Source organism: Achromobacter sp. 1012554356, from assembly GCF_059760815.1.
Genome location: NZ_JCBANC010000053.1, coordinates 25,019 through 44,363, shown reverse-complemented (window position 1 = coordinate 44,363; position 19,345 = coordinate 25,019). Strand labels below are relative to the sequence as shown.

Annotated in this window: 15 protein-coding genes; 10 read left to right on the top strand and 5 right to left on the bottom strand. The window is 62.7% G+C overall.

Going from position 1 to position 19,345, the window contains the following annotated elements; genetic code table 11:
- From AC6LJW_RS22905 to AC6LJW_RS22895, 3 genes are all read left to right on the top strand, one after another.
- Positions 1 to 291, top strand: a 291-nt coding sequence (locus tag AC6LJW_RS22905) for a hypothetical protein (protein WP_498088336.1), incomplete at its 5' end; no start/stop codon positions are given.
- A gap of 122 nt (positions 292 to 413) precedes the next feature.
- On the top strand, positions 414 to 932 hold the full coding sequence (locus tag AC6LJW_RS22900; protein ID WP_008167163.1) for an Hcp family type VI secretion system effector: 519 nt from the start codon (positions 414 to 416) through the stop codon (positions 930 to 932).
- Positions 933 to 1,045: 113 nt separating this feature from the next.
- Positions 1,046 to 1,303 carry a PAAR domain-containing protein gene (locus AC6LJW_RS22895; RefSeq protein ID WP_056559652.1) on the top strand — a complete coding sequence of 86 codons (258 nt, stop codon included), beginning with the start codon at positions 1,046 to 1,048 and terminating at the stop codon, positions 1,301 to 1,303.
- Positions 1,304 to 1,323: 20 nt separating this feature from the next.
- On the opposite strand, the gene tssM is transcribed toward AC6LJW_RS22895, so the two are convergent.
- Genes tssM through tssH form a run of 5 tightly spaced genes read right to left on the bottom strand, consistent with a single transcriptional unit; the run spans position 1,324 to position 11,320 of the window.
- Entirely contained in the window at positions 1,324 to 5,034 is a 3,711-nt protein-coding gene (gene tssM / locus AC6LJW_RS22890) for a type VI secretion system membrane subunit TssM (protein ID WP_498088335.1), read from the bottom strand.
- On the bottom strand, positions 5,027 to 6,475 hold the full coding sequence (gene tssA, locus AC6LJW_RS22885) for a type VI secretion system protein TssA (protein WP_498088334.1): 1,449 nt from the start codon (positions 6,473 to 6,475) through the stop codon (positions 5,027 to 5,029). The genes tssM and tssA overlap by 8 nt, the downstream gene beginning before the upstream one ends.
- Positions 6,472 to 7,185: a type VI secretion system-associated protein VasI gene (vasI, locus tag AC6LJW_RS22880; protein WP_498088333.1), complete on the bottom strand. Its 714-nt coding sequence runs from the start codon at positions 7,183 to 7,185 to the stop codon at positions 6,472 to 6,474. Before vasI ends, tssA begins: the two co-directional genes overlap by 4 nt.
- On the bottom strand, positions 7,182 to 8,702 hold the full coding sequence (locus AC6LJW_RS22875; protein WP_498088332.1) for a sigma 54-interacting transcriptional regulator: 1,521 nt from the start codon (positions 8,700 to 8,702) through the stop codon (positions 7,182 to 7,184). The genes vasI and AC6LJW_RS22875 overlap by 4 nt, the downstream gene beginning before the upstream one ends.
- Positions 8,703 to 8,749: 47 nt before the next feature.
- Positions 8,750 to 11,320, bottom strand: coding sequence for a type VI secretion system ATPase TssH (gene tssH / locus AC6LJW_RS22870; RefSeq protein WP_498088331.1), 2,571 nt, complete (start codon positions 11,318 to 11,320; stop codon positions 8,750 to 8,752).
- Between the two features lie 389 nt (positions 11,321 to 11,709).
- Here tssH and tssB point away from each other — a divergent pair, with 389 nt between their 5' ends.
- From tssB to tssJ, 7 genes are read left to right on the top strand one after another with little or no spacing between them, the layout of a single operon-like run.
- Positions 11,710 to 12,216 carry a type VI secretion system contractile sheath small subunit gene (gene tssB / locus AC6LJW_RS22865; protein WP_105240884.1) on the top strand — a complete coding sequence of 169 codons (507 nt, stop codon included), beginning with the start codon at positions 11,710 to 11,712 and terminating at the stop codon, positions 12,214 to 12,216.
- Positions 12,217 to 12,265: 49 nt separating this feature from the next.
- Positions 12,266 to 13,750 carry a type VI secretion system contractile sheath large subunit gene (gene tssC, locus AC6LJW_RS22860; RefSeq protein WP_498088330.1) on the top strand — a complete coding sequence of 495 codons (1,485 nt, stop codon included), beginning with the start codon at positions 12,266 to 12,268 and terminating at the stop codon, positions 13,748 to 13,750.
- A gap of 12 nt (positions 13,751 to 13,762) precedes the next feature.
- The gene (tssE, locus tag AC6LJW_RS22855) at positions 13,763 to 14,191 is read left to right on the top strand and encodes a type VI secretion system baseplate subunit TssE (protein ID WP_498088329.1); all 429 of its coding nucleotides are present in this window, start codon (positions 13,763 to 13,765) and stop codon (positions 14,189 to 14,191) included.
- Positions 14,192 to 14,216: 25 nt separating this feature from the next.
- Positions 14,217 to 15,983: a type VI secretion system baseplate subunit TssF gene (gene tssF / locus AC6LJW_RS22850; RefSeq protein WP_498088328.1), complete on the top strand. Its 1,767-nt coding sequence runs from the start codon at positions 14,217 to 14,219 to the stop codon at positions 15,981 to 15,983.
- Complete coding sequence (gene tssG, locus AC6LJW_RS22845) at positions 15,947 to 16,966, top strand: type VI secretion system baseplate subunit TssG (protein WP_498088327.1); 1,020 nt, start codon at positions 15,947 to 15,949, stop codon at positions 16,964 to 16,966. Before tssF ends, tssG begins: the two co-directional genes overlap by 37 nt.
- Positions 16,963 to 18,330 (top strand): type VI secretion system-associated FHA domain protein TagH, encoded by a 1,368-nt coding sequence (tagH, locus tag AC6LJW_RS22840; RefSeq protein ID WP_498088326.1) that lies wholly within the window; start codon positions 16,963 to 16,965, stop codon positions 18,328 to 18,330. Before tssG ends, tagH begins: the two co-directional genes overlap by 4 nt.
- The gene (tssJ, locus tag AC6LJW_RS22835) at positions 18,327 to 19,343 is read left to right on the top strand and encodes a type VI secretion system lipoprotein TssJ (RefSeq protein WP_498088325.1); all 1,017 of its coding nucleotides are present in this window, start codon (positions 18,327 to 18,329) and stop codon (positions 19,341 to 19,343) included. Before tagH ends, tssJ begins: the two co-directional genes overlap by 4 nt.
- Positions 19,344 to 19,345: the final 2 nt, after the last annotated feature.

The window sequence follows — 19,345 nt, the reverse complement described above, 5'->3', positions numbered from 1 at the left end:
AATCGTAGCCCCGCGCACCCAGGCCGCCGCCGCGCCGGGCGTCTAAAGAACCCACCCCGCACCAACGCACGCCCCCCCTCGCACCCTGCTCCTGTTGTCAGCCAAACAAAGACCGGGCCAACTCTGACCCACCCGAGCCAATTCCGACCCGCCATTTTCCGCTTTGTTTTTAAAGACTTAAAAAACCCCGAGCCACAACTGACCCGAATCCCCGCAGAAAAAATCACTTTCCCGTTTTTCGAGCAATCCGTAATCAGCGAACAGCACGAAAGCCGCCAAACAAGTCATTGATAAAAAAGAGGAAACCGGCATTCAAACAAAACCTGGCACGGACTTTGCAATTAAGCACTTGTCATCCCAGATGGCGCACCGGCCCATAAGGCCACTTCGCAAACCAAACCAGGAAACAGCAAATGCCGACTCCCGCCTATATCAGCATCCAGGGCAAGACCCAGGGCAACATCACGCAAGGCGCATTCACTGCCGACTCCGTCGGCAACGTCTATCAGGAAGGTCATGAAGACCAGATCCTGGTCCAGGAAATCGAACACCTGATCGCCACGCCCACCGACCCGCAAAGCGGCCAGCCTTCGGGTCAGCGCGTCCACAAGCCCTTCGTCTTCACCGCGCCCCTGAACAAGGCCACCCCCCTCATGTACCAGGCCCTCGCCTCCGGCGAAATGCTGCCTGAAGTCGAAGTGAAGTGGTATCGCACCTCCACCGAAGGCAAGCAAGAGCACTTCTTCACCACCAAGCTCGAAGACGCCACCATCGTCAACATCAACACCGTGCTGCCGCACGCCCAGGATCCCAGCAAGGCCGAGTACACCCAGTTGGTCAAGGTTGCCATGGCCTACCGCAAGATCACCTGGACCCACGCCATCGCCGGCACCGAAGCTTCCGACGACTGGCGCAAGCCGCAAGAAGCCTGATCCCAGGTCTCCCAACAACAAGGCCGGCGCATCACGCGCCGGCCTTGCCGGTTCTGATCTGACTTTGTTCCAAACGGGGCCCCTCAAGAGCCCCTCACGTCAGGAAGCCAAACATGAAACCCATCGTTCTAGTAGGCCATCGCCATAGCTGCCCCATCCATGGCAACGGGACCGTCGTCACTGGCGCAAGCGAAGCCATCGTGAACGGCCGCGCCATCGCCCGCATCGGCGACCGCATCAGTTGCGGCGCGATCATTCAGACCGGCTCACCCGGCACCATCATCGAAGGACAACCCGTTGCGCGCCAAGGCGACAAAACCTCCCATGGCGGCACCCTGGTCGAAGGCGAGGCCGGTTGGCTGGTTGAATGATCCATCCAGCCATAGCAGCGCTACAGCGTTGCCACGCTTCCCCCCGCATCATTGCCCCGCACGCCATCTTCCAGAAGCGTCTGCGGCAGCGCAAACCCCTTGAACAACGGCTGCGTAAACGGATTGTTCGCCTTCTCCGTACTGATGCGGTAACGCATGCCACCGTCCGGTGCGGCAAAGCTGATGTCAACGCTCGTGCTGGTCGCGCCATTCAGACGGGCTTGGCTAAGCAACCGGTACAGCGACCACGGGCCGCGATAGGCCAGTCCGCTGCTACTGCCCCCCGCATGCACCAGCGTCATGCGGCTTTCATTGCTCGACGCCAGCGTGTTCGGCCAGATCAGCGCCGTGCTCGTCGCCGGACCGTGGTTGTACGTCACCAACTGCCCTTCCACGCTAAGCGAGCTGCTGCGTTTGCTCGGCGCCATCCCCAGCGGCTCAACATGGAACTGCACACCCAACGTGCCGCGGCTATTGAAAAACGCGTCCCGGATCTTCTCGGCCGCCTCAAGCTGCGTCAACACATCCGCGCGCACCAGATAGCCGCCCAACCGCTCCGAATACAACGCCTCCAGGTTGTCCTCGATGAACAGATTCAGATACTTGTCGCGGAACTGCTGCAAACGTCCCTGCGGGCCGAAAAACGCCGTGAAATCGTCCAGCGCCACTTCCTCGCGGCTGGCCGGGTTGAACGGATAACGGTTTGCCAACCGCTCGCGGTAGAAGCGATACACGTCGATGTCCCAACGACGCTCGAGCTCACGCAGTGCCTCAACCAGAATCACCCGCGACGACTCGTCCGCCAGCTTGCCCACCTGACGATTCAACGGTTCGGGCAACCCGGCGGCAATGCGCTGCAGATTGCTGATCGGGTCCGGGCCCTTCAGCCCAAAGCGCTCCAGCACCACGCCAAGCGCCGTCTTGCCGCGGTCCGGGCTGTCGTGCACCGTGCGCACCTTGTCCTGCACGCTGCCGATCGCCACCAACGTCTCATCCAGGTACGACGCCCGATCGCCCTTCGCCTGCAGCAGTTGGCCCATGGGTGCAAACGCCCGCGCAATTCCGAACACCGCGCCCGTTTCGTCCTGACCGGCCGCCACCTTATCCGCCACGCCTGAGGCCCGCGCAACCACCGCGCCCTTCCCGTCGACCGCACCCGTGACCGCCGTGGGATCCGCGCCAAGTTCACTGTTGTCCCGCACAGTCTCCACCAGCCGGCGCAAGGGCGCCGCCGGGCTGGTCACCGTGCCCAGGACATTGACCGCCTCGGCGATGTCATGAAAATCACGAACTTCGAGCTGATTCAGGTTCCGCTGCCAGGTGTCGATGTAATCACGGCCGTAGATGGCCTGGATTCGCTCGGCCAGCGCACGCTTGTCGGCCTCGGAATAATCGATATTGCGCCGCTCGCCCAGCGCCCACTGATCGATCATCGCCAGTTCGGTCAGATCCTGGCTGTGCGGCGCGAAATAGCTATGAAACCCTTTGGCCGTCAACAGCGCGTCGATCCGGCCATCGGAAGCAAGTCGCTCTGCTTCCCCTTTACCTGCAGCCGAAGGCTGATAGACCACATCAAACGCCGGGCCGATCTCATTACGCAGGTCCAGCGGCGCCCTCAAGTACTCGCCCGCCTGCCGGCGCATCGTCATGTAAACGCGCTGCGGCAACGGGATCTGCCGGAGGTCGCGCTGCACGACGGACACGCGCTGCTGAAACTGAGGCAGCAGCGTATCGGCGTACTTCATCGCATAGTCCAGGTGCCGCATCAACGCGTGCTGCACCTGGTCTTCGCCGGGGAACGCCCGCGCCCACTGCTGCCCCATCCAACGCTCCACCACGGGCGGCCGGCGATTGGGACGGTCTTCGATCATGCGGTACACGCGCAATGCCTCAAGCTGTGCGTCGCTGTCCACCGAGGTGCCGTCAAGATGCGCCATCACCCCGTTGGCCAGCGCAGGCAGAAAGCGCTGGGACAGCAGCGTCAGATACGCCTGGTCGACCTTCGGACCGATCTGCCATCCCTGATACAGGCCCATGTCCGCCACAAGCGGCCACGCCTCGCGATAATCGCCATACACCGCCACCGCGCTGCTGATCTGATCCAGCGGCTGAAGCAGGTTGCGGCCGGTTGTGTCCAGCTTGCCGTCGATGGCGTGGGCGCTGTAAGCGCGGCTGCGCTCCAGCACACTCATGGCCTTGTCCCGGTTTACCGCGTAGTAGTGATACCAGCCGCCGACAATGACCGCGCTGCCCAACGACGCCACACCGAAGCGCAGGGCCAGCGCGCGCCGCTTTTCAGCCCGCACGCGCGGGTTGTCGCCCGCCAGGCCTGACTCGGGATAGATGACGCGCTGAAATAGCTGCTGGGCAAAATAGACCATCGCGCGGCCGCTGGGATGCGTGGCCGGCACGGGCTCGCGGATATCGTAATTCTGCGACGCAGAAGCCACGAAGGCGTTGGTCAACACACCCTGCTGATAGACCGACGACAAAAAGACGCCACGCGGCAACGCCGGCGTAATGTATCGATCGCTGCCCAGTACATCGGTCAGAAACTCCATCAAGAGCGGCCGCATGCCGGTCAGTTGCCGAACCAGGGAATACAGGGCTTCGCGTTGGCTCAATTCGCGGACATCGGCCAGCGCATCGAACACCTGCTCGTTCAGGCGCGTCAGGAACTCGTCGTATCGCGCGCCCAGTTCGTCCCGCCACGCGTCATAACGCTGCACGGAGTCCAGCGTAAAGGTGAAGCCAAAGATATCCTCGCGCGCAGACTTGGGTAGCCGTGCGAACAGCGGTTCGAAGCCTTCAAGCAAGTCGAACTTGCTCAGGACGACGTACAGCGGCGGACGCGTCCCAAGCTGACGGCTCAGTTCGGCCAACCTGGCGCGCAGCAACGAGGCCAACGCCTTGCGGTCGCTGGGCTGCTGATTCAGCAACGTGACCAGGCTGACCATCAGCACGACGCCATTCAGCGGACGGCGGCTGCGATTGCGCCCCAGCCATCCCACAAAGCTATCCCACAGGCGGGAATGGAGCTCCTGCGGCAAGAGCGCGGGTCCCGCAGCGTCTCCCGGTTGCAGCGGTTCCGTGTTTCCTGAAGCGGCAGACTGTTCAAGTTCTGCCGTCATCCGGGGCTGGCTGATCAGTTCGCCCGGCGGGTCGATAAGCACCGCGTCATCGCCAATCCACCAGTCAATGCGATAGATCCTGTCGGGATCGTCTTGCAGGCGCTGGCTGCCGGCCTTGACTTCGCCCGTCAGCGAGAACGTCTGGCTGGACCGGTTGACGAAGCTGGTCTTGCCCGCGTTCTCCTGACCCAGCACCAGATACCAAGGCAGCTGGTAAAGCGCGTTGCGGCCCTTCAGATTGGCGTGGAGAACGCCCAGGCTCTTGTCCAGATCCCGCTCCTGCGCCTGCACGTAGCGCAGGCAGGGATCGTCCTGCTGTTTCTGCGATTTCGCGCGCTCGGCTTCCAGCGTCAGATTGCGGTTGCGCAGCCCGATGGCCCAGATCAGCAAGGGCAGCGCAATCAGCACGACCGTGGCCAGCACGCGCGCGGTGATACTTGCCAGCGGGTGATGTTCCTCCCATGTCCACATCGGCCCCAGCCACCAGATGGCGGCCAAGGCGAGCGCCAGCATCAGCAGCAACGCCACTGGCATGCCCTGCTTTGCCCATTTCAGTAGGGGCTGGCCATAGCGTTTTACTTTCGACCAAATCTTAAACATGGGGTTGCTCCTGTTTCTTGTATTCGATTGCGGCGTTCACCTGCCGCTCAAGCAGGTCGAACAGACTCGGCTCCCATTGCGCAGCGCGAGCGCCCTGCATGATGTGATGCGCCCGGGCGTACAAGCCATCCGCCAGCCACGCCAAGCCACGCGCGCCAAGCAGTTCGGCGGCGATCGTGATGACATGACAGCCATGACGCGGATCCGCCGACGCCTTCTGGATGGTTTCCAGCCGCTTGAGCATCGATTCCACCCCCGTGGCTTCCAGCGCCTCGCGCAGCTCTTCGCGCAACGCGGGGTACTCGTGTCCGGCGCCCAGCTTCGCGGTGTCCGCATCCGCGCCGCTGATCCACGACTGCGTTTCGCCATCGACGAACGCGCGGCCATCGGCAAACTGCAACTTCACCAGCGCCGGCAGCTTTGCCACAAAGCGCCCGGTGGATTGGCGGATGGCCTCGGCGACGTTCTGCATTTCCAGCCGGCGCGCGATACCGGCAGCCAGGAAGCTGCCACGCAGCCAGTACGGTGACGAGGTAATGCTTCTTTCGACGCGCTGCAACAGCGCGGGATCGACCGCATTGGCTTTCAGCGCATCCCAATACGCCTCGGCGGTTTCGGCGGGAACCGCCATCAGCTCGGTGCGCATCGTGTCTTTGCGCGTCGACGGCGCAATGCTCAGATGCGCCCACAAGGCAAAGCGGCGCAGCAGGTAGCCCGTCGGGTCATAGGCGTCTTGCTGGTTGATGAGATCGGCCACGGTCAATAACGAACGGCGCGTTTCACGTTCGTTGCCGGGCGCCATGGCCACGGGCGTAAAGAAAGCCTCGGTAATCCCGGACGGCTGCGCCGCCAGCTCGAGTTGCGCATCGGCGAGCTCGGGCGCGCGTGCCGCCTCGGCCTTCAGCCGTAGCTGCGCCTCCAGGCGGGTCAGCGCCGGCACGTCTAACCTGGTTTCGTTCGCGCAGGCCTGTAGCTTGTCCAACGCATGTTGGCCGGATTTGTAGAATTCGTCGGCGTACCCCTTGCCGTCAAGTTTGGCCAGCGCCTCTTCCAGGCGCTCCAGTTGCTGAGACAGCAGACGCCGCTTGGCCATCAACCCCGCCGCGCCCGGTTTTGGGTGGCTTGTGCTCCAGTACTGGCTGGTTATGCCAGCCAACACGCCTGCCGCCTCGGCCCACCCGCGCCAGCCGCCTGAGCGCATGCGGGCCGTTGCCAATTGCGCGGCAATGCGCAGGTGCTTGCACTGCGACTGCAGATACTGGCGCGACGCCGTATCGACATAACCCCAATCGATGGTCGCCTCTTGCAGCCCGCCCAGCTTCATCATTTCGCTTTCGATGCCCTGGTAGGCGTTGTCTTCGTCGTCGAAATCGCCGGCCGGCTGTTGCGGCGATATGGGTGACAGGATGGCGTCGAGATCCAGCGCGGAAAACGTGCTCACCAATGACAAGCCTCGCGTTGTTGCACCATCAGCGCATGGAGCGCCGCCGTGTCGAACGACAGTCCGTCGAACGACGCGTGGTCGCTTTCAAGCTGAATCTGCTGGGATGCACGAGTCAGATGGCGAAGCTGTTCGATGGCGACCAGACCACGGCCTGCATCCGTTACCGTGCCGTCGTCCAGGACCTGCCAGGGCCGGCGGCCCGAAATCGGCCGTCCGTCCAGCAACACGCGGATGCTCACGCGGCTGACATCCAGCGGCTCGGCGGTAATCAGCTGCAAGCGCGAAATGTTTTGCAGGCAACTGATCGCCAGCAGCGGCCGCGGCTCGCTACCGGCCAGGGCCGGCGCGGAGATCACGACCTTGTCCTGGCCCGGTATCGCGTCGCCGACGCGCAGCAGCAGCACGCCCGCGTCATCTGCCTTGCGGCGGGACTCATTGCGTTGCACGAGCCCGACAATATCCGGCACCCGAACCAGCTCGAATGGTGCGGCGGCCACCGCGGCACCGGCCGCCGCGGCATCGGCCGCAGATGCCGAAGATTCCGCGTTGGCGGTCGGCGGCGTGCCCGCCTCGGCGTCAAAACAGGCCAGCCGCTCGATTGCCGACACGATGGTCGTGCAACGACGGCCCGCCGCTACCGCATCCGTGGCTGCGTAGCCGGCCACAAGCACGGCGGCAACGAGCAGGAGCGCCCAGAATGGCTTCATATTGCTTCCTCTCCAGTCAGATTCAGATCGAGGCACTTGCGCGCCAAGGTGCGTTTGGGGATGCCCAGACTTTGCGCGGCCACCCGGCGCGACCCCCCGGCCTGGCGCAAGCGGTCTTCCAACAGCAAGCGCTCGAACGCCGCCAGCGCTTCGGGCAGGCTTTCGGTACGCCACAAGCGCTGCAGGCTGGCTTGGCCGGTCTCATCGTTCATGGCCTTATGCGTGCCGCTTGCCAGCTCGACCAGCCGGTTGGTCTGGATGCGCTTGCCCGGCGGCGTTCGCTCTGCCGCCGCAAGCACCAGACTGCGCAGTTCCCTGACGTTGCCGGGGAACCGATGGCGTTGGAGCTGTGCAATGGCGTTGTCGGAGATGCCGGCGACGCGGCCGGGAAATGACCGGTTGTGCTCGAGCAGAATGTGCGCCACCAGGGCGGGAACGTCTTCAAGACGTTCGCGCAGGGGGGCAATGTGCAGCGTCAGTTGGCAAATGCGGAAGTACAGGTCTTCGCGGAACTGGCCGTCACGCACCAGCTCAAGCAACGGCCGATGGGTTGCGCAGACCAGCCGGAAATCGGACGGCAACTCTCGCGTAGCGCCCACCGGCCTGTATTTTTTTTCGTTGAGCAGGCGCAGCAGCGCGCCCTGCAGGCCCAACGGCATATCCCCGATTTCATCAAGGAACAACGTGCCGCCGTCGGCTTCCGCGACCAGGCCTACCCGCGCCTGCACGGCCCCGGTATAGGCGCCGCGGGTCGCGCCGAAAAGTTCTGCTTCGATCAGGTCTTTGGGAATGGCCGCGCAGTTGACCGGCACGAACTTGCCCTTGCGCGCGGACGCCTGATGGATAAGCCAGGCGGCATGGTCCTTGCCCGAGCCCGTCTCTCCGGTCACGAGCAACGACAGGGAAGAGTCGGCGAAGCGCAGCATGTCTTCGCGCAGCCGCCGTGCGGTCGGTCCTGTGCCGACAAAACCGGTGGACAGCAAACGCCGGCGTCCACGCGTCTCGGATTGCTCGTCCAGCATCGTCTGGCGCGTCTGCGTCAGCGCCTCTGAGCCGAACCGTTCAAGCAGGCCATTCAAGACAGCGTCGTACAGCCTGCAGAGCTCCTGCCACGCGGGGTCGGCCGTCCAGGCTCTGAGCCCGGGTTCAGTCCCGGCCAGAAACAGCACCGCCACGGCATTCTGGCGCTTATCAAACAACGGCGTCACCAGCCACGCATCCGCCGCCGCCAGCCGTTCGCGAAGTTCCTCGTACCCCCCGGCGACGCCGAACAAGCTGTCCAGGCGAGCCACGTGGCGTGCCTGGCCGGTGGTCAAGCAATAAACGATGGGGTTGTCGAGATCGTGCAAGGGGCAGGCGGGAAGCAGGTCCAGCGCGACGCCATGACTGGCGATCGGCCGGATGCTGTCCCCCGCCGCCTCGCGCCAGTAGCAGACCCCGTAACGTATCCCGGGCACCGAACAAACGGCTTTGAGGAACCGGTCGGCCAGGGACGCAATGCCGGTGGCCTGGACCAATGTCCGTGCGAGCGCTGCGGCGCCTTGGGCACTCAAAGACATTGCACTTACTCCACCACGGCGTCGAAGGCAGCACCGTTCCAACTGATAGTGGAACGCCGGAATCGCTGCCCGCTGGCCAGACACTTCAGCACCGCCAGCGACAACGGCGGCAGCATGTCGCCGTCAATGCTGGCATCCAGCAACCGCGCGCCGTTCTGATGACGCAGGCAACGTGCGCGCAATTCATCTCGCGCAGACGCCTCGATCGTCAATGGCGCGTTGTAGCGGTCGCTAAACTGCCTTTCGATGCGCTGCAGACGGCTTTCGACGATTTCGGCAAGCGTGGCCTCGTCGAGATAGCAGAACGGCACGACCTGCATGCGCGCCAATAGCGCCGGCTTGAAAAATTTAGCAAGATGTTCGCGCAGCGCCTCGCTGCCGAGGTCGGTAAGCGGACCGCCGTCTTGATCGAAGCCCAGATTGGATGTCAGGAAGAACAGCACGTTCTGGCAGTCGATGCGGCGCCCTTCGCCGTCGGCAAGCTCGCCTTTGTCGAAGGCCTGATAGAAGATGTTCAGCACCTCGGGATGCGCTTTCTCGACTTCGTCCAGCAGCACCACGGAGTACGGCCTTTTACGAATGGCCTCGGTCAGTACACCGCCTTCTCCGTATCCGACATATCCCGGCGGGGCGCCCAGCAACCGCGATACGGTGTGCTTCTCTTGGTATTCCGACATATTGATGGTGGTCAGAAACTGCTCGCCGCCAAAAAGCGCGTCTGCGACGGCCAAGCCCGTCTCTGTTTTTCCCACCCCACTCGGCCCCACCAGCAGGAACGCGCCCATGGGAGTGCCGGGCCGCCGCAGATCGGCCATGGCTGTCAGCAACCGGCGATGCACCGTGTCGATCGCGGCGTTCTGTCCCTTGACGCGGAGCCTTAGCGTCTCGGGCAGCTTGTCCAGCCGATGGAACTGATCGCTGCTGAGGGTGGCGGCGGGAATCCCGGTCCAGTCCGCAATCACCTGCGCAATCTGCTGGGCGCCCACGTCCGCGTGCAACAGGGCGCCGTTGCGTTGAAGGTCAGCCAATTGCGCGACCAGCGCTTCCAGCCGCAACGACGTGTCTTCCTGGGTCTCGCCCGCGCGTAGCAAGTTGATCTGGTCTATCAGCGCCTTCTGCTGCTGCCAGGCGGCCTGCAACTGTTCGATGGAATCCCGAATCTGCTGCCGCGTCACGTCCAGCGCGGCCAGCCTGGCGGTTTCCGGCGGTCGTCCGGCACGAGCATCCCGCCATAGCTGGTCGGCCTCGGCATCAACCTGCCGCAGTTCGCTTTCCAGCGACGCGAGGCTTCGCGGTGACTCGGCCAGCGCCGTTGCAACCCGGGCGCAGGCAGTGTCCAGAACGTCGATCGCCTTGTCCGGCAATTGCCGGCCCGACAGGTAACGTGCCGAAAGCGCTGCAGCAGCCTTCAGGGCATCATCGGCGATGTAGACCTGATGAGCGTCTTCATAAACGCCGCGCAGGCCGCGCAGGATGTGCACGGCCTGCTCCACGCTGGGCGCATCCAGTTTCACCAGTTGAAAGCGCCGTGTCAGCGCGGGATCTTTTTCGAAATACTTTTTGTATTCGGACCAGGTCGTGGCGGCGATCGTGCGTAGCTCGCCGCGCGCAAGAGCAGGCTTCAAGAGGTTCGCCGCGTCGCTACCGCCTGCCGCGTTGCCGGCCCCGATCAAGGTGTGCGCCTCGTCGATAAACAGGATGATCGGCTTGGCCGCGTGCTTGACCTCGTCGATGACCGCCTTCAGGCGCTTCTCGAATTCCCCTTTGACAGAGGCGCCGGCTTGCAGGGCGCCTAGATCCAGCCCCCACAACGTCACATCGCGCAGCGGCTCGGGAACGCGTTGCTCGACGATGCGCCGTGCCAGACCCTCGACAACAGCACTTTTTCCCACGCCTGCTTCACCCACCACAATCGGGTTGTTTTTGCGGCGGCGCGAAAGAATGTCGATCATCAAGTCGATTTCGGCATCCCGGCACAGAACCGGGTCGATGGTGCCCGCGCGCGCCTGGGCTGTGAAATCGTGTCCGTATTTGCTCAATGCGCTGTCGGAAGCTGCTGCCGCCGATTGGTTTGGCGATGGATCCTCTAAAACCGGGGCTTCCGAGGAACCGGCCAGCAATTCGCGAAAACGCTTGCGCAGTGTCTCGCGATTAATGGATTCGAATAACCGGATTGTGGGAAAGGGCAGGTAGCGGGCCGGGTTCGACAACGCGGCCAACAGCAGCGCTCCAGTTCGGATTTCGGTTTGCGCCAATTCCACCGAGCTCAGTAACCAGGCGTCCTGCATCAACTCAAGCAGCAATGGCGAGAACGAGGGGTATGCGTACCCTGGCCCTGCGTCGAGTTTAGGAAACGTGCTGGCAAGCGCCTCGCGCAATGCATCCGGATCCAATTCCGTGTTTGCCAAAATGCAGCGCACGTCGCATTTCGGTTGATCCATGAACTGGTATAGCAAGTGGGCAACCGTGACCTCTGCCCCATGCTGGCGGATGCAGAGACTGCCGGCTTCCTCCAGCGCGTGCCGCGCCACCGCGTGCAACCGGTCTAGCAGTGCGGACAGATCAATGGAAATCATGCCGGATTTTCCTCGTGGCCATGGGTTTTCTCACCATTTATTGTTTAAGCGCTACAGAAAACAAGCGCATTAAGAAACCATAGCCACAGACAAGTATCAATCGGACTAATTCGAATATCGGTTATCTGTCTTTCATTTCTTATGACCGCTCATATTTTCAATATGAATCCGATCAATCCGATTAGATTTTCGAACTTTTCATATGTTCGAAGCTTTGAATCGCGCATCAGAATAGGCAGCTTTTTTTGCTTCATCTCACCATGCGCTAGCGTCGTTTGATTTTTCGAAACCTTGCCAGAAGACCTGATATTCCGTTTTTGATCGGGGCGGCCTGTCATGCCTTGCGGGACGGACGCGTAAATGGCTCGAATATCTATAAGGAGTGACCCATGGCATCGAAAGTTGGTTCAGTTGCACCGAAAGAGCGGATCAATATCCGCTACATCCCCGCGACAGGCGACGAGCAGGAAGAAATCGAACTCCCGCTGAAAGTAATGGTGCTCGGAGATTTCAAGGGGCATGCCGACGAAACCCCGTTGGAAGATCGCCCTGCTGTCCAGATCAATAAGGACACCTTCAACGAAGTCATGGCCGAAGCCGGCCTGAGCCTGAAAGTCGACGTCCCGGCCACGCTCGAAGAAGGCAGCGAAAGCGACACGCTCAGCGTCAACCTGCAATTCAAGAACATCAAGGACTTCGGTCCTGACGCCATCGCCCGCCAAGTCCCCGAATTGAAGAGCCTGCTGGAACTGCGCGAAGCGCTGGTGGCGCTGAAGGGACCCATGGGCAACATCCCGGCGTTCCGCAAGCAGATCCAGACCCTGCTTGGTGACGACAGCGCGCGCGGCAAGCTGGCCCAGGAACTCGATCAACTCCTGGCGGCGCCGCAGGCGTGACGCCCGGCCCCGTCTCAACCTCTCTCTTCAGGTTTTCAAGGACGCACCGATGACCAAAGCCCAAACTGCCAAGATTCAAGAACATGCCAGCAGCCCGCCTCCGGGTGGACTGCTGGCGCAGATCATGGCCCAGACCCGCATCGAGCCCAGCCAGGAAGGCTATGCGGTTGCCGAGCGCGGTGTCGCCGCATTCGTGTCCGAGATGCTCAAGTCGGACTCCCGCGAGCAGCCGATCAACAAGCAACTGGTGGACCAGATGCTCGCCGCGATCGACCGCAAGCTCAGCAAGCAGATGGATGCCATCCTTCATCAGCCGGAATTTCAGCAGCTTGAATCCATCTGGCGCGCATTGTTCGACTTCGTGCAGCGCACCGACTTCCGGGAAAATATCCAGGTCGTGTTCGTTCCGGTCACCAAGGACGAGCTGCTGGAAGACTTTGAAAGCGCTGCCGACATTACCCGCAGCGGCTTGTACAAGCACGTGTACACGGCGGGCTACGGCCAGTTCGGCGGCCAGCCGATCGGCTGCATGATCGGCAACTACAACTTCGGTCCCTCCGCGCCCGACATCAAGCTTCTGGGCTACCTCGCGTCCGTCGGCGCCATGGCGCACGCGCCCTTCCTTGGCGCGGCCGGACCCGAAATGCTCAATCTGGAATCCTTCGAAGAGCTGCCCAACCTGAAGGAAGTCAAAGACATTTTCGAAGGCCCGCGCTTTGCCAAGTGGCGCAGCCTGCGTGAATCCGAAGACTCGCGCTACCTGGGCCTGACCATGCCGCGCTACCTGCTGCGCCAGCCGTACGATCCGCTGGAAAACCCCGTGCGCAGCTTCGCCTACGAAGAAGCCATCGATGGCGACCACCGCAACTACCTGTGGGGCAACACGGCATTCCTGATGGGCAGCCGGGTCACCAACAGTTTCGCCAAGTTCCGCTGGTGTCCGAACATCATCGGCCCGCAGTCCGGCGGCGCAGTGGAAGATCTGCCGATGCACCTGTTCGAGTCGTTGGGACAGTTGCAAGCCAAGATCCCCACGGAAGTCCTGGTCTCCGACCGCAAGGAGTTCGAACTGTCCAGCGAAGGCTTCATTCCGCTGACCATGCGCAAAGACAGCGACAACGCCGCGTTCTTCTCGGCCAACTCGGTGCAAAAGCCCAAGGTGTTCCAGAAAACGCCCGAAGGCCTGGCCGCGCAGACCAACTACATGCTGGGCACGCAGCTTCCGTACATGTTCATCATCAACCGCCTGGCGCACTACATCAAGGTGCTGCAGCGCGAGCAGATCGGTAGCTGGAAGGAACGCCAGGACCTGGAGCGCGAACTCAACAACTGGCTGCGCCAGTATGTCGCCGACCAGGAAAGCCCCACCAGCGACGTCCGAAGCCGCCGTCCGCTGCGTGCCGCCCGGGTCGTCGTGCAAGACGTCGCCGGCAATCCTGGCTGGTATCAGGTCGCGCTGTCGGTTCGCCCGCATTTCAAGTACATGGGCGCCAGCTTCGAACTGTCGCTGGTCGGCCGCCTGGACAAGGACTGAGGGAGCTGAGCCATGCCCCGGTCCCCAGGGCGCGGAAGTCTGTTCGAACGCCTCGATCCAGACCTTCCGCCACGGCGCAATCGCACCCGCCAGGAAATGGCGGCCGAGCGTATCCGCGCCATCAAGCGCCAATTGGAATGGATCCTCAATTCCCGCCAGGGCAGCTCGCAGAGCAGCCCTGGTTTGGGGTTGCGCGATCTGAACGACGCGGCGATCGGCGCCGTGGACCTGCGTCGACAGGCCTGCCTGGACATTCATGCCGCGGTGGCCGAGTACGAGCCCCGCGCGCGCGTTGTCGAGGTCAGACCGCTGCCCGGGACGGATGCATCGTTGAATCTCGGCTTTCGGCTGGTCTGCCGGGTGCCGGTGAACAACCTGGAAGAGCAGGTGGAAATCAGCCTGCTCTTTCACCATCAAGGCCGACAGGTCAGGGTGACCTAGTACGAAGCCAAGGGAGGCTGACCGGATGCCACTGAAGGGAAAATTCCGCGAGGAACTGGACTACCTGCGCCGCTTGCGGCGCGTCTTCGCACGCAACAACCCGCAGTTGGCGCCGTTTCTGGGTGAGGAGGCGACGGACCCCGACGTGGAGCGCCTGATGGAAGGCTTTGCCTTCCTGACGGCAAAACTGCGCCTCAAGATCGAGGACGATTTTCCTGAGCTGACCCACTCACTGCTGCAAATGCTGTGGCCCAACTACCTGCGGCCGTTGCCCAGCGCCACCATCATGCAGTTCGAGCCCACCGACCATTCCATCACCGGCCGCCAGACCGTGCCACGCGGCACCAGTATCCAGTCGCGCCCCGTGGACGGCGTGCAGTGCCAATTCCGTACCTGCCAGGACGTCTCGATATTCCCGTTGGAGATCGCGGACGTCAATGACGGCCATTCGCTGGAGAAGTCGATTGTCCGCGTCGACCTGGCCACCCTGAGCCAGAATCCGCCCAACACCTTTGGCTGCGACAAACTCGAGTTCTACCTGAGCGGCAGCGACTACACGGCGCAGACGCTCTACCTGTGGCTGGCGAAGTACCTGAGCGAGATCCGCCTGGAATCCTCAGGCGTGGTTCGTCACATACCGGTCAACCAGATTGGTTTTCCGGGGTTCCAATCCGACGCCGCACTGCTGCCGTATCCCAAGAACGCCATGGATGGATACCGCATCCTCCAGGAATACTTTCTCTTTCCCCGGCGCTTCTACTTCTTTTCCCTGACGCATCTGCTCGGGCTCTGGCCGGACCAGCCCACGACAGGCGTGCGCCTCGAATTTCACTTCAGCCGGCCCATGCCGTCGGACGTGCGCGTGCGCAAGGGAGATATCGCGCTGTACTGCACGCCGGCGGTCAACCTGTTCGAACACGATGCCGAGCCCATCCGCCTGACCGGTAAGGCCGCCGAACACCGTCTCATGCCGGGCGGCCAGCGGGCCGATGCGTACGAGATCTTCAGCATCGACAAAGTCGATGGGTGGAAGAACGGCGACAGCGCCCAACCCGGGGAATGGCTACGCACCTACGAGCCCTTCGAGTCCCTGCGCCATCAGATCGAACATGAACGTGGCCGGACCACGCTGTATTACCGCACGCGATTGTCCTCATCCCTGGTCGATTCCGGCGTCGAGCACCGCATCGCATTCGTGCGGGGGGACGATCACCACTACATCGGGCGGGAAGAGACGGTGTCGCTCGCGCTGACCTGCACCAACCGCGATTATCCGCTGGCGTTGGGCGTTGGAGATATCCGAGAGGGATTGCGGGACACCCCCGCGTTTGTTCGCTTCAAGAACCTGACCACACCCACGCCGCCGTACCGTCCGGTTCTGGATGGCGATCTGCATTGGAGCCTGATCTCCAACCTGTCGCCGACTTACCTGTCATTGCTGTCGGCCGAACCCCTGAAAGCGATCATCGGCAATTACGACTTCTCGGCGCATCACGACATTCAGCGCGCCAGGACGACAAAAAAGCGCCTGGACGGCCTGCAGGAAGTCGTCAGCAAACCCATTGACCGGATGTACAAGGGCTTGCCGATTCGAGGCACCCGCACCCTCTTGAAGCTGGACCAGGAAGGCTTCGCCTGCGAAGGCGATCTGTACCTCTTTGGAACGGTGCTCAGCCACTTCCTGTCGTTGTACGCCAGCCTGTCTTCGTTCCACGTGCTGGAAGCGATCAACACCACCAATCAGGAGCACTACGCATGGCCCATGCGCAGCGGTACGCAGCCCCTGATCTGAGCGACACCCTGTTGGCCGAGGCCAAGAGGCATGACTTCTTCTGCCTTCTGGAACGCCTGCACGCGCTGCACGAGGACGATCTGGAATCGCCCGACAGCTTCGATGCAGACCACCAGCGCGTTCTCCTCGGCAACCACGCCGGCCTGGGCTTTCCGGCGTCTGACGTCGCGCTGGCCGAACGCCTGGACGATCACGTTCCGCATCAGTACCGCGTGCAGGCAACGTTCTTCGGCATGCACGGCACGGATTCTCCCCTGCCCAGCTATTACCTTGATCGCCTGGCCTACGAGGCCGGCCAAGGCGTCGGCATCCGCCCGGCGTTTCTGGATTTCTTCAATCACCGCCTGTTGACGCTGCTGCATCAAGCGTGGCGCAAGTATCGGTATTACATCCGCTTTCGGCGTGGCGCGGACGACCAGTTCTCGCGCCGGATCTTCGCGCTTATCGGCCTGAAGCACGACGCGACCCGGGGTGACACGCCCATCGCCTGGAGCCGCCTGCTGAGCTTTGCCGGCGCCGTGGTTCTGCGCAGCCGCTCGCCCACCATGCTGGCCGGACTGATCGCGCATTGCTTCGACCTGAAGGACGTGCAGATTCGCGACTTCGAGCTGCGCTACGCGGTTATCGACGAATCCGATCGGATCCGGCTGGGCCGAAACAACGGCCAGCTTAGCGAAAGCTTCCAGATCGGCGACAGCGTCCGCACGCGGCACTGCAGCTTCGTCATCGTGATATCGGGCCTGAGCCAGTCGCGCTTCCGTGAGTTCCTGCCGGAAGGCGAGAACTTCGAGCGCCTGCGCCAGCTCGTCGTGTTTCTGCTCCGCGACCCGGTGCCCTGTGACCTCGAACTTGGCCTGCGTCAGGACGAAGTCCCTCCCTTCAATCTTCGGCACGCCGACGGCACTCAATTGGGGTGGACCAGCTTTCTTGAACAGCCGGCCACAACCCTTCCGCCGCCCGTCAGAGTTTCCCTGCGTACATGAATCCGACATCTTCCACTCCTCGCCTCGCCCTGGTCGTCGACAATCCCCAAGCCCTGCAAAAGGGCAGCCAGCCACGTTGCATGTTTGACACCGCTGGCGGCACGATCGGCGCCCACGGGGCGGACTGGATCCTGCATGACCGGTCCGGCGGCGTGCAATCCATTCACTGCGAAATCCGCCATGAAGACGGCCGCTACTTCGTCATTGACCGCAGCGGCCAGACGCGCGTGAACGACCAGATGGGCCCGCTGGGCTCGCTCGTCAGCGTCCAGCTTCGCGGGGGAGACATCCTCCATGTCGGCCCCTACCGCCTGACCGTCAACCTGGATGACGAGGCATACACCCTGCCTGACCCTGCCCGGCATCTGGCTGAACATGATGTGGCCGAACTGCTGGGTACGTCGAACGAGCCTATCGAAGGCCTGCCCCATGAGCGCGATGGCGTTCCTGCGCCAAACCTGTCGCCCGAGCGCGGTTGGCACGAGTTCAACGCCTTGTCCGAGCCCTCATCGCAAGGCCGGCTTGACCCCTTGCTCGCACTCGAAGAGGCCGGCCGCGCGGATTCAGCCTTATCCGGCAACGCGGCTGTGCTGGATTCCCGGCACTACGGGCAAACCCAGTTGGCCGCACAGGCCGATTTGTCCACCACCCGATTCGAAGCCGTTTCCGGCTCCCCTTTGCATGCCTTCGGAGATCCCCCCATGTCGGGACACCCCCCCTCTTCTGCAGCCCCTGGCGCATCCGCGCAATGGATCCAGGAACAGTTCAATCAACGTGGCGATGCAGCGGGCCTGGTGGCGCCCCTGGTCGAGGGTCTGGGCGCGCCGGTGGGCGCTTTGGACCCGCACGCCGCTCACACTTTGCTGTTCGAGGCTGGCACCACCCTGGCCGCGCTCATTCGCGGACTCGCCGCACTGAACCGCGCGCCGGAAGGCCAAGGAATGGCGTTGGCCAAACGCACCCTGCAGCCCATCGAAGACAACCCGCTGCGACTTGCGCAGTCCTATCCCGAAACCGTGCGCGCGCTCTTCTCCCGCGATCGCAGCATGGTTCACCTGTCTCCCACTGCCGCGGTCGAAGAATCGCTTGAGCAGATTGGCGAACAGCATCGGGCGATGATCGAGGCCGTGGCCGCGGGACTCAATGCCCTCTTGCAAGCATTCGCGCCCGATCAGCTCGAACGCCGCTTTTCCCGCTACCGGTCCGGCCAGCACCCCGAGGCACTGCCCGGAGACTGGGCCTGGCAGATGTACCGGCATTACTACGACGAGCTGAAATCCAGCCGGCAACAGGGTTTCGACAAGCTGTTCTGGGAGGTCTTTGACCAGGCCTACGACCAGGCGCTGCGCAAGGAAGCGCCATGAGGCCAACCGTTGCACTGCTGTGCGGCGCGGCGTTGCTGTCCGGCTGCAGCACCGTGGGCAACGTGCTCACCAAGACGGGTCAGGTCCTGATGGATCCCGGCATTCAGGTGGGTCCGCCCGAGGATCAGCCCACGCAGGTGGCGTTGAGTCTGTACGCCGCCAAGGACGTGAATCCGAATCCCGTTGCCGAGCCGGACGTGGATCCGGATCCCGCGGCGCCAGATGAACGCGCGTTCACCGTCAATGTGCATGGCGAATCCCGCGAAGACCTGGTCCACAGCTTGCACGCGTTGCTTGAGCACCTGCATCAGGAGGCCTCGCCGGCACAGGACTCTGAAGACGGCTCAAGCACGTCGGTCAGACCCGCCTTCACCAAGGTTTTCAAGCCTCGTTCCATCGCCGTTAGCCCCGCGTTTGACCGGCTGCGGGCGGCCAGCGTGGCGACGAGCCGGGCTCCCTTTCCGGTGCCGTGGCAACTACGCCAAGGTGAAACCGCGCAAGGCTCGGCCTCCGCGGCTGGCGATGCGTCTGGCGATACCGCGGGCAGCCACGGCGAGGGTGTGGCGCTGGGCCAATATCGCGATGGCGTTCCGTTGGCCCCCGCCGCCGCGCTTGCCGCCCAGAATCATGTCAACGCCACGCCGATTGCATTTCGCGTGATTCAGCTCAAGGACGATTCGCTGCTGGAAAACGCCGATCCCGATCTGGTCCGCAGTGCTCCCAAGAAGGCGCTCGGAAGCACGTACATCACGGCCGACGACTACATGCTCGCACCCGGTCAGTTCAAGTTCATCAACTATCACGACCTGGACGAAGACACCCATTACGTCGCCGTCGTGGCCGCCTTCAACGCGCCCAACGCCGACCGCTGGTACGACATCTTCCGTGTGGAACCGAGAAGCCGCAAATACGCTTTGCTGGTGACCTTGCAAGACACGCGCGTTGCCATCACCGACGAACACTACCGGCCAGAAAAGGTCACTCAACGCGCCCGCAACCAAGCGAGAAAATAGCC